6 protein-coding genes are annotated in these 12189 nt (G+C 47.1%); 4 read left to right on the forward strand and 2 right to left on the reverse strand.

Features of this window, described 5'->3' with window-relative positions; translation table 11 throughout:
- Positions 1 to 110 precede the first annotated feature (110 nt).
- A complete protein-coding gene (locus QHH26_05765) occupies positions 111 to 1409 on the reverse strand; it encodes an ADP-ribosylglycohydrolase family protein (GenBank protein MDH7481473.1) in 1299 nt (432 codons plus the stop codon).
- A 279-nt stretch (positions 1410 to 1688) separates the two neighbouring features.
- Between QHH26_05765 and QHH26_05770 the strand changes: the two genes are divergently transcribed.
- Both QHH26_05770 and QHH26_05775 read left to right on the forward strand, forming a co-directional pair.
- Complete coding sequence (locus tag QHH26_05770) at positions 1689 to 5900, forward strand: acyl-CoA dehydratase activase (protein MDH7481474.1); 4212 nt, start codon at positions 1689 to 1691, stop codon at positions 5898 to 5900.
- A 19-nt stretch (positions 5901 to 5919) separates the two neighbouring features.
- Positions 5920 to 7785 (forward strand): hypothetical protein, encoded by a 1866-nt coding sequence (locus tag QHH26_05775; protein MDH7481475.1) that lies wholly within the window; start codon positions 5920 to 5922, stop codon positions 7783 to 7785.
- On the opposite strand, the gene QHH26_05780 is transcribed toward QHH26_05775, so the two are convergent.
- Positions 7779 to 8984 (reverse strand): glycosyl hydrolase family 28-related protein, encoded by a 1206-nt coding sequence (locus QHH26_05780; protein MDH7481476.1) that lies wholly within the window; start codon positions 8982 to 8984, stop codon positions 7779 to 7781. The two genes, QHH26_05775 and QHH26_05780, sit on opposite strands and share 7 nt — an antisense overlap.
- A gap of 258 nt (positions 8985 to 9242) precedes the next feature.
- On the opposite strand from QHH26_05780, the gene QHH26_05785 reads away from it, so the two are divergent.
- Positions 9243 to 10115 carry a sugar phosphate isomerase/epimerase family protein gene (locus tag QHH26_05785; protein ID MDH7481477.1) on the forward strand — a complete coding sequence of 291 codons (873 nt, stop codon included), beginning with the start codon at positions 9243 to 9245 and terminating at the stop codon, positions 10113 to 10115.
- A 34-nt stretch (positions 10116 to 10149) separates the two neighbouring features.
- On the forward strand, positions 10150 to 12090 hold the full coding sequence (locus QHH26_05790; protein ID MDH7481478.1) for a hypothetical protein: 1941 nt from the start codon (positions 10150 to 10152) through the stop codon (positions 12088 to 12090).
- Positions 12091 to 12189: the final 99 nt, after the last annotated feature.

Consider the following 12189-nt stretch of genomic DNA (forward strand, 5'->3'; position numbering starts at 1 on the left):
AGAAAACCTCCCTAGAAGCATCAGGCATGCCAAAGCCAGCCTTATTCAAAAATTTACAAGGCTTTAAATGCTACCTATCCCAAAAACATACTCTCCACTAAATGGCAAGCCTATTGAGCATATTTTTCACGGACCCGCTTAGCTATTACGCAAAATCTTTGGGCAAGGTCGGAGATGGAGTGAACCTCCTGGCCTATCAAATAAGTCGTAAGCTTGTCATTGAAAGGCGATACCCACTTTGCGGGGAGTTTTCCTGCGCCGAGGATAGCACCCATAATCGAACCCGCGGTGGCACCAGTGCAGTCAGTATCTATGCCGCCCATAACAGTATGCGAAATTGTCTTTTCAAAGTCACCGTCCCCATAGAAAAGGCCTGCAATCGTAATAGCAGCATTGTTTAGAGTGTGCGCGTTGCTCATGCCAGCGTATTTTTCCTCGATGCGGCCCAAGGTAGTTTCCCAATCGCCATCGGCTTTGCACCAACGAAGTGTTTGCTTTACAGTTTCAGCCAAACGGCATTTTGCTGGAATCTCAGAAAGCCCAACTTGCAAGCATTTTATTGGATCATCAATAACAAACGCCGCCGCAATCACAGCCGAGAAAAACATCTCGCCATAGGTCCCATTCATCACATGGCTCACTGAGGCATCGCGATATGCAAATTCAGCCGCAATTTCAGGCAAGCCGGGAGCCGCATATCCCCAAGGATCCGACCGTATGTCTGCGCCAATCCACTCCATGTATGGATTGCCCTTTAGCGCCGTTTTTGGCGGTTTAATCCCTTTCTTAAGGTTTTCGAGTGCCACATGCTCCGCCGTGCACGCCATCGGCAAGTACTTAAGCCATAATCGTCCTACGTCTTCGGTCGTGAAATCAATCCCAACTTCCTCTAGAATAAGCAAACCAAGCACCGTATATGCAAGGTCATCGTCTGGTCCAACGTGATCAATATTGTCCCTGAAAAAGTTATCCATCGGCTCGGAGTAGTGGATGCCTGAACGGTGCGTAAACTTCCAATACTCAGCAAGCGGATAAGGCTGTCCAAGTTTGAGTGCAAAATACTTTATCTTCTTTCGACTCCATCCCTCCACAGGAATGCCTAAAATACAGCCTGCGCTCCTTCCAAGCAATGCGCCGAGCATTTTGTCGTAAAGCTTATCGTCTGTGAGGCTATACGGCAGCGTGCGTGGCCCTTTGGGTCGAGCAAGCCTTATATGTTCTAGCTCTACCGGCTCGTGATATTTGGTTGTAAACGGAGGATTAACCCTTTCGAGTATCCGCGATAAGTCTGCCAAAAAGCCACGGGCTTCTTTTTCAATTGCCGAGACATCTGCACCCTGTTCCTTTCGCAATTCAAGCCAAGCCTTAAAAGTCTGGTATTCTTGATCAAGCTTTGGAAAGTACGACACTTTGGTTTCTCCTTGATACTCGCAGGCAAAAAGGCACCTGCAGAATTTCACTTATATTTAAGAAACTCTCCAACCGACTTTGCAGGAAAAACTTACACCAAGACGAAGTTTCTGATAATTAGTAGATTTTGTCAAGACTTAGCCAAGCCACCCACAGCTTAAAAGCAAAATATGAATTTAACGGTTGTCTGGAAAACCGGCATACAGGAGGAGTCAAGGCTCTCGGGTAGAAATATAATAAGGCTTAAAATTGAATTAAAAGGAGAAGTCGCGAAAACGATGTCGAATAGAGACCTAGTTTTGGGAATAGATGTCGGATCGGTGAGCGTAGACACCGCCGTCCTCAACAGGAACGGCGAAATCCTTGAAACGCAATACGTCCGGCATAAGGGCCGGCCCATGCAGGTCGCAGCACAATTAATCGAAGACACGGTTTCTAGATTCGATAAAATATCTCAACTTGCGACCACTGGCACAGGCGGACGGCTAATTGCCGATGTCCTCAAAGGAAAGTTTGTAAACGAGGTCATCGCTCAAGCCGCCGCTGCTACGCATCTTCATCCTCAGGTTCGGACTATTATTGAGATAGGCGGCGAGGATTCAAAGCTTATCTTCCTGCGACCTGAGGAACGAAACGGCATGGCCGCAATTGCCGACTTTGAAATGAACACAGTTTGCGCCGCTGGCACTGGATCATTCCTCGACCAACAAGCAAGCCGAATGGGCCTCACAATCGAAGAATTCGGACAAATGGCGCTTAAATCAAAAAACCCTCCAAGAGTTGCCGGTAGGTGCAGCGTCTTCGCCAAAAGTGATATGATTCATCTGCAGCAGAAAGCAACGCCTGTTGAAGATATTGTTGCCGGACTATGCTTGGCACTTGCGCGCAACTTCAAAAGCACAGTTGGCGCCGCCAAAGATTTACAACCTCCCGTAGCATTTCACGGCGGCGTAGCAGCAAACCCAGGTATCGTTCGCTCATTAAAAACCGTGCTTAATCTGAGCGACGATGACCTTATTATCCCCAAGGAATTTGGATGCACGGGCGCGATTGGCGCTGCGCTAATTGCAATTCACGAAGGCGGCCCAGAACCAGATTTCTCGAAGCTTTCGCAACTAAAGGAGCACAGCGACCTAGCCTCTGAGGAGCGCGGTCGTGATAAGCCACTAAAACTAGAAAAATCTATTCTGCCAACAGACAACTCTGTTTCGCCTCCTGCAAAAACCGAAAGAAAAATTCCAGCATATCTAGGCGTAGATGTTGGCTCGATTAGCACTAATGTAGTGGTTCTTGATGCCAACAAACGCGTGTTAGCTAAGCGGTATTTAATGACAGCCGGCCGCCCAATCGAGGCGGTAAGACAAGGGCTAAAAGAAATCGGTGAGGAAATTGGCGATCTTGTCGAGATTAGAGGTGCATGTACGACCGGGTCGGGAAGATACCTAATTGCCGACTTCATTGGTGCTGACGTAGTCAAAAATGAAATTACCGCCCAAGCCAGAGCCGCTGCAGAAATAGACCCCGAGGTAGACACTATATTTGAAATTGGCGGTCAAGACTCAAAATATATAAGCTTACAAAATGGTGCAATCGTCGACTTTGAGATGAATAAAGTCTGTGCAGCAGGCACAGGGTCATTCCTCGAAGAGCAGGCGGAGAAGCTAGGGATAAGCATCAAAGAAGAGTTCGGCAATCTTGCCCTGTCATCGAAGTCACCAATTAACCTTGGTGAGAGATGTACAGTCTTCATGGAAACCGAGCTCGTGCGCAATCAACAAGCAGGCGCAAGCACTGAAGACTTAGTAGCCGGGCTAAGCTACTCAATAGTGCGCAACTACCTCAACCGAGTAGTTGGAACGAAGCCCATCGGCAAGCGCATTTTCTTCCAGGGTGGAGTCGCCGCAAACAAGGGAGTCATAGCCGCCTTCGAGATGGTAACCGGTCAGCCGATTATCGTGCCCAAGCACCACGAGGTTACAGGGGCAATCGGTTGCGCATGTATAGCCATGGACGAAGACAAGGGGCAAGGCAGCAAATTTAAAGGCTTTGACCTCAGCCAACGGTCATATGAAATTACCTCCTTTGAATGCAAGGAATGTGCAAACCAGTGTGAAATAAACCGTGTCGTAGTTGAGGGTGAGAGGCCGCTTTTCTACGGCAGTCGGTGTGAAAAATATGACGTTGACCGGCGGACACAAGTGGTTAGCAAATATCCTGACCACTTCGCTGAACGCACGGAGATGCTTCTCGAACCCTACGTGCCAAAGGAACCAATAACGGCTGATGCACCTAGAATTGGCATTCCCCGATGCCTCCTATTCTACGAGCTTTATCCATTCTGGCAGGCGTTCTTCAAAGAATTGGGCTGTGAAGTTGTTATCTCTGACCCAACTACCAAGAAGATAATCCATGATGGAGCCGAAAGCTCCGTTGCAGAAACATGCTTCCCAATGAAAGTAGCATTGGGGCACGTATTAAATCTCCTAAATAAAGAGATAGACTACATATTCCTGCCTAGCGTAATTAATCTGCCTTTGCCCGACCGACGAATGACTGATAGCTTTGTTTGCCCGTATGTACAAAGCTTTGTATATACAGTCAAATCGGCGGTAAATTTCACAGCAGCTGGCGTTAAGACGCTCGAGCCAGTAATATACCTCCAGCTCCCCACTCGACATCGAATTAAGGCATTAGAAGACGTGGGGAGGCAATTGGGCAAGTCGCGAAGACAAGTAGCCAATGCTGTTATTGCCGCCCAGGAAAATCTCGAGCGCTTCCAACGCAAGCTTGAAGCACGCGGACGGGAAGTTTTAGCCGAGATTGAACCAAACGAAAAAGCAATCGTTATCGTAAGCCGAGCGTATAACGGATGTGATCCTGGAGCAAATTTGGAAATTCCAAAGAAGCTAAACAAAATTGGCGTGCGGTGCATACCGATGGACTTTCTGCCTCTTGACTCTGTAAGACTGCCTGACGACTGGAAAAACATGTACTGGCGCTATGGGCAAAAAATACTCTCGGCAGCCGAGATAATAGCCGATGACCCAAGGCTTTATCCGCTCTATCTGACAAACTTCGGATGTGGTCCAGATTCGTTTGTGCACAAGTTCTTCCGCGAGCGTCTAGGACGCAAGCCTTGCCTTGTGATTGAGGTAGACGAGCACAGCGCCGATGCAGGCATGATTACCCGCTGTGAAGCATTCATGGACAGCATCCAAAATACAAATGGCCGAGCCATTGGGGAACGGATATTCCGCCCTGTAAATATAGAAAAGGGTACTCACCGAACGGTACTTATTCCAAATATGAGTGCCCATGCCTACGCCCTAGCCGCAGCATTTGAAGCTTGTGGGATGAAAGCTGAGGTTCTTCCTGAACCAGACGAAGAAACCCTCGAGTGGGGCCGACAGTTTACAACCGGCAAAGAATGCTTCCCATGCATAGTTACCACCGGCGATATGGTAAAGTTCACTAAAAGGCCGGACTTCGACAGAAATAAATATGCGTTTTTCATGGGTGGTTCCGGCGGACCATGCAGATTTGGCCAATATAATGCTCTTCAACGCATGGTGCTCGACCAGCTCGGCTATCCAGATGTGCCTATTTACGCGCCGAACCAAGCAGCAAGCTTCTATAACGACATTGGAATTGTCGGGCGAAAACTCCTTGAGATTGGCTGGCGTGGGATAATCGCGATAGACCTCCTAGAGAAGTGTGTTCGAGAGACAAGGCCATACGAAACGGTAAAAGGCGCCGCTGACGAAGCATTCAACAAGTCAGTGCAAATCGTCTATGAAGCGCTGAAAAACGAAACCAATCTTGTCGAAGCTCTCAAAAAATGTCGAAAACTATTTGAAGCTGTCCCAGTTGACCGAAGCATAGAAAAACCAATCATTGGCTATGTTGGTGAGTTTTACGTTCGCGCCAATGCATTTAGTAACCAAGATATTGTCCGTAAAATTGAAGCACTCGGCGGCGAAGTATGGGCAGCGCCGATTTTAGAGTGGTTCTTATATCGCAATGTTCGTAGGAGCATGAGGGCATGGCTTGACTGCAACTATAAATTATGGTTAAAGAATAACATCACCGACTGGTTTATGAAACGCGATGAGCACGAGCTGACAAATGTATTCCGTGGGTTCCTGCGCAATCTTGAGGAGCCTTCTAGCAACGAAATACTAGTCAAAGCTTCTCCCTATGTCCATCGGAGTTTCGAGGGCGAAGCAATTATGACAGTAGGCAAGGCAATTGACTTTATTACGAAAGGACTCTCAGGAATTGTAGCCGTGATGCCGTTCACATGCATGCCAGGAACAATTTCAAACGCTTTGCTCAAACGTGTTCGGGAGGAATTAGGCGAATTCCCATTCCTAAATATGGTCTATGATGGCGTAGAACAGTCCACAAGCGAAACGCGTATTGAAGCGTTCATGCACCAAGCCAAGCAATATATGAAACGGCGCCAGCACTCTCAGCTGGCTAAGGTCTAACTGTTAGAAACAAGTTCGAATGACAAAAGTAGTTGGTAGACTTATTTTCACGTTGGCTTTCAACCTAATATTCGTAGTGATTTGCCTAGCTGGGGTCAACCCTGGTCGAGCAATCTTTTGGCAGTTCAAAGACCAAGATATTCCCGAAGCCAGACAACCTGACTTCGACGATTCCAGCTGGGAATCGGTAACGTGCGGGCATAAATGGAAGTGCCGAGGATTCGCCTGGCTGCGTGCTAACATCACAATTCCTGGTTCAATTGATGGGAAAGCCACCAACCGCCGACCAATTGGCATCAAGTGGAATGCGGGCAATGGTGGCGAGATATATGTCTATGGGCGTCTCCAGTCACGATATGATAATGATCACCCCGGCTTAATTCTCCTAACAAAGTCCGCAAGGCCCGGCGAACAGATTCCGGTCGCCGTTCGGGTGTTTATGGGACCAAGGGATGACTCAGAAGGCGAAGGTGAATTTTCCGAATGCGACTTTGTAATCCTAGATGCCGAGCGAGTTTCAGAGCCGTTTAAGGTAAAAGTAGATGCAGCAAAACCACTTGGCAGGCTCCCCAGGCCATTTGCGGGACTTTCACAAGGCGGAGGCCTCCCCGATTATGAACCTGAGACAGCAACCAAGTTTAAAGAAATTGGCATAAAGTGGTTTCGCATGGATAACGTTCTGACCAACGTAGTGAAAAAACGCGAGGATGGAACTATCTATTATGATTGGGAGGATTTTGACCGCCGAGTTGATTTCATAAAAAGCATCGGCGCAGAGCCAATTCTCTGCCTTTCATATATGCCCCAGCCATTCGACATTGTCGACAATCCCGACCGACATAGCCGTCCTAGAGACTGGAAGGAATGGGAAGACCTCGTGTATGCTGCCGTCCGACGGTGCAATGTCGAGCGCAAGGCATATGTAAAGTACTGGGAAGTATGGAATGAAAGCAACGCCGGATGGATTGCTACTTTGCCCGGCGAAGACCTTCTGGAGACGTATCTAAAACTCTATGACGCCTCGGCTCGGGGAGTAAAGCGCGCCGATCCAAACGCCCTCGTTGGCGGCCCATGTAATGCTGCTGGCCCATGGAATAGCGACAAGGGAAGCGCCTTCGTTAGAGGAGAGGATTTCATGCGCGGTTTAATGAAACACTGCGAAGAAACAGGCACACCGCTCGATTTCATTACTTGGCATGAGTATTTCCACCCATGGACTACCATCCTTGACGAGGCGCTCACTACATGGCGATACTTGGAAGATTACCCAAAAGTAAAAAAGCAAGTAAGAGAATTCATGATTACTGAATGGAATTACGCCTGGTGGCACGATCGTCCACATGACAACGAAATCGGAGCGGCATGGTGCGCAACATCGATGCTACGAGCCATGATTCCTGGCAAGGTAAACAAACCTTGTTTCTTCTTAGCTAAGGACTGGGATGCGAATCTTGTGGGAAGTTGGGGTATGTTCACGCGGGATAACAAGATTAAACCAGTGGGCAATGTCTGCCGAATGTTTAATATGATGGCCCCAGAAAAAATACAATATTTAGGCACGGATGATGAAATCACAGGGTTCGCCGCTAGAGACTCAAAGACTGGCAGGATTACAGTGCTAATCGTCAACTTTGCAGAGAGATATGGAGTCCCCAGGGAAATCGAACTTAATCTTACTAAACTCCCCCAAAAACTAATCGGCGGGACGTGCAAACGTTATCTCGTTGACAAAGACCACAGCAATATCTTTCACAATCGCGAAAGATATGAACTTGAATGCGTAGAAGCAATTAAAATATCCAAAGGCGGCGACTTTACGCACACCTTCACACTTGAAAATAATGCCGTGACTCTTCTTGAGTTCATCCCCCCATCAAGTCATTGATTGTTTGAAATTGCACATTTTGCTGATTTGGGCAGTTTGTTCACTATTTGTGCAAATTTGCTGCCTTCGAATATACAATTTGCCACTGTCACTTTATCTGCATTTCCGCCGAGATATACTCCTGGGCCAAATGCATCGAAGGTGCAACCGTTAAGTATTATGTTCTTTCCGCCGATGACATAAGCAGCATATGCTTTTGGATTCTCAAATGCCTTTTGGAAACGACATGCGCTAAACATTACGTTACCGCAGTTTGTGATTTGCAAGGCGTGATCGCCATTTGCCTGGATGATTGCACCGTGAACTATGAGTGTAGCATTTCGATTTGCGACCTTAAAAGCTATAAAGTGATTCAAATAACTTCCGTTTGTTACCCGTAACCTTGCTCCTGATTCAACCACATATCCAAAAACGCAAGCATCGGTTGAGCAGTTGAATAAGCCGCCGTAAGTATTTCCCCCATTTTCGGTTTTATCTTCTACGAAAAGGAAGCCAGTATGTGCGCCAATTACAAAGCAATTTGATGCGTGAAATTCATCTAAACGCCCAAGCTTGAAACCTACCCCATGCTCTAGAAAATACTTATTTGTGCAAAAAACTTCGACATTGCGCATAGTGGGAATGTCGAAAGCTTTTGTGAGATACACACCGGTATTAATGACCTCCGGGAGGAAGATATTTTCAAGATTAACACGCCCAATGTTACTTTTGCCATCAGCGGCTATAGCATCATATGCCCCCCAAATTTTTACATTACTAATTGATATTCCATTGCCAGCAAGAAGGATTGTGGGCGGATATTTGGTCGGCTTCTCAAAGTCAACCCCAGCATATCGAAACGCTAAACCATGAACACTGGAAAAATTACCACATCTAACTGCTGGTCCATCGCTATGAGAAACGAGTATTCCCGGAAGAACATCTGCATCCGAAGGAAAGCCACCCGAGATGTTCCCAACCAAATGGACTCCTTCAAGGTCTAGCGTTCCAGAAATTTTGTAGACGCCCATGGGAAAACTCACAGTGCCGCCAAGACCTGCGGCCTTGATAGCCTTCCTAATGGCGGCAGTATCATCAGTCTTCCCATCTCCAACAGCTCCATAATCCTTTACGTTTTGGATTGAGCCAGTAGCGGCAAAACAACTTGCTGTAAGAAAAACCGCTATCATAATTAATAATAATCTGCACTTAGAATGCATTTTTTCTCCTCCATCAAAGAGCAGTGCTCAGAGTTTACAGGGATAATCTGGCTATGTCAACAGCATACGCGCCGCTGATGCTTTTGCCTTTAAAAACTAAGGAGATTGAAGCAAACCATCCAATCGGTAACCTATACACCATAAACCCTAATGTCTGCTTTTCCTTGACTCTGCAAACTCCGGCAGATATACTCAATATGAAGGCAAACCATGTGGAGCTTAGGGTGACTGCGCAGAACGTTAATTTGGAGGTAGTGCATGTATTTATCAGTTCGCGACCATATCGCACTTTGTGCCTGGCCATCGCTGAAAGAAGGCCTTGATGGCCTTGGCTTTGATGCAGTCGAGCTTGAGTTTGCAAGAGATAATTCAGTCTTTGCAATTCGCCCTTCGCCAGGCAAAGAGCGATTCAAACTCGACACGCCCAACTCAATCGAAGAGTTTCGCAAGCATCTTGATGAAAACAAAGTTCGAGTTTCTGCTTTCCTTATGTCAAACAATTTTGGCAGCGATGACTTGGAAAATGAGATCAAGTGGACGATAAACGCAGTGAAAGCTGCTGATATGCTTGGCATTCAAGCAGTCAGGATAGATGCTATCATGCATGGCGAAAAAGACCAACCACTTGAACATAATGTTACAATTTTTGCGGACTGCATGAAACGAATACTTGACGCCACACCTGACGCAAGAGTCGACCTAGGTGTAGAAAATCACGGTTACCAAGGAAACATGCCAGAGTTTCTCGACCAACTGCTTGAACGAGTGGGCTCTCCGCGAGTTGGGATTACTATTGACACTGGAAATTTCTACTGGCGAGGGCACCCTCTTAGTCGAGTTTACGAAATTATTGAGCACTTTGCGCCGTACTGCAAGCATACACATGCAAAGAACATAAATTATCCGCCTGATATTCGCGAGGTTGAGCGCGAAATGGGTTACAAGTATGGAGAATACGTTTCTCCGCTACGAGATGGTGACATAGACCACAAGCGGGTTGTTGCCATACTCAAAGAAGCTGGATATGAACGCGATTTGTGCCTCGAGGACGAGTCGCTTGGCCGTTGGCCCCGCGAGGAGTGGCAATCGGTTCTCAAACGAGATGCAGACTTCTTCCGTGAAATAATATAAGTTAAAGTAGCGTTTGGCTGGCAGGATTTCACACTTGAAAAAGAACTCTCCTTCAAAAGCACTAACCCTTCGGGCAGTGACGATAGGTCTTGTAGTCACTGTTTTGGTAAACCTCTGGCTTCACTATGCCGAATTGGTGCTGGGTGGCTTTCGGGGCCACACAGCGCTAGCAAATACTTCCATTCCGTTCGGCGCATTCAACGCACTCTTGGCAGTTGTAGCGATAAACTTAATATTCACTAAATTTCTTCCTGGAATTGCATTAAAGCAAGGCGAACTTATTATCATTTATGCTATGTCCACTGTCGGAACAGTACTTTCTTCCTCAGGCGGACTGCATTTCCTAATACCGACGCTCACTGCTGCTCACTACTTTGCCTCCGAAGCAAACGGATGGGCGGCACTATTTCACCCTTATATCCCAAAGTGGCTTGCTCAAACCGATAAGACAGCACTTGATCATTTCTACAAAGGAAACTCGCCTTTTATTTGGAGCGAATGGGCAACTCAAATTTGCGTTTGGGTAGGCTTCCTGTTTGTATTCGCTTCGGCAACCTTATGCATAGTAATTTTGTTACGCAAACAATGGATAGAAAATGAGAAGCTCCCCTTCCCGACAGTCACCTTGCCAATTGAGCTCACGCGAGAAGGAGTGCCATTATTTAAAGAGAAGCTTTTCTGGGGTGGCGCAATCGCCACGTTCCTACTAGGTACTCTAAATACGCTCCACGAAAATATACCAAATATGCCAATGATTCAAGTTCGCGCAACCGAGTTGAGTACCTATTTCCCAAACCCTCCCTGGAACGCAATGGGACCTACACCGATTACTTTCTTCCCGTTCGCAATAGGCATAGGCTTTCTTTTATCAACTGAAGTCGTATTCAGTTGTTGGTTTTTCTTCCTAGTAACCAAGGCTGAGCTTATCTTCGCATCAGCTGTACGCGCGACAGAAAGCGCGGGCTTCAGCGCGCAAAGCGTGTTCCCTTATCTATCGTTCCAAGGTGCAGGGGCGTTTCTGGGGATTTCAGCATCGACTTTATGGCTGGCTAGGCGGCATCTTGCAAAAATCTTCCGAGAAGCCTTCATAGGCAAAGAATCAGGGGACCCACATGTCAAAGCTCACCAGTTCGCATTTATTGGACTAGCTGTGTGCTTTGCAATTCTTGTTTCTTTCACGGTTATCGCTGGCGCAAGACTCCCCATAGCGCTCATGATGATTACACTAGTGTTAATTTATCTAATTGCAGCAACACGAATTCGCGCTGAAACTGGTAACGTTTGGCCAGTTGGACCCGATATTGACGGCTACCGCCTAATGCAAACGATTTTCGGCTCGAATTTCTTCACAACCGCCGACCTAACATCGCTGACATATGTCCGTGCCGCAACTGCTGGCCAAGATTTTCGTGGAACATGCATGCCACATGAGCTCGACGCTCTTAAGATGGCAGACTCTGCAAAGGTAGATTTCCGCCGCCTGGTCCTACCTATACTTATCTCCGTCAGCATTGGCGTCATGATTTCCTTCATAATTGCACTGACGCTTTGGACGAACTATGGCGCACTTGCAAAAACAAATTATTGGAGAAGCTACTCTGGCATGAATTCGTTCACAGTATTAGCGCAATTCATCCGCACTCCCAGACCTACCGATTGGGCCGGCCTCAAGGGTGTCGGCGCTGGGATGATGGTAACGGCAATCCTCGCATTTCTCAGAGGCAGATACGTATGGTGGCCATTTCACCCAGTCGGCTATGCAATGGCAAATACTTGGACAATGAACTACACTTGGGGACCATTTCTTATTGCATGGTTGGCAAAGGTTGTGCTCATAAGAGCAGGAGGCTTAAGGCTCTATCGTCGCGCCCTGCCATTCTTTCTCGGCATGATTGCCGGCGACATTCTCCAAGGCGGATTCTATACGCTCCTAGGTTGCCTAACGAATTTGAACGTCTACCCAGCTAACTGGTAATCCCAATAGTCTCGCCTAAGCAGCAAAAACTTTTAAAGGTATCCGTCAATTCTCCAGCTAAAGAGTTTATAATTTACAAGGAAAACATTGAGGGGGAAA

The organism is Armatimonadota bacterium, assembly GCA_029907255.1.
In the GTDB taxonomy this organism is placed as follows: domain Bacteria; phylum Armatimonadota; class UBA5829; order DTJY01; family DTJY01; genus JAIMAU01.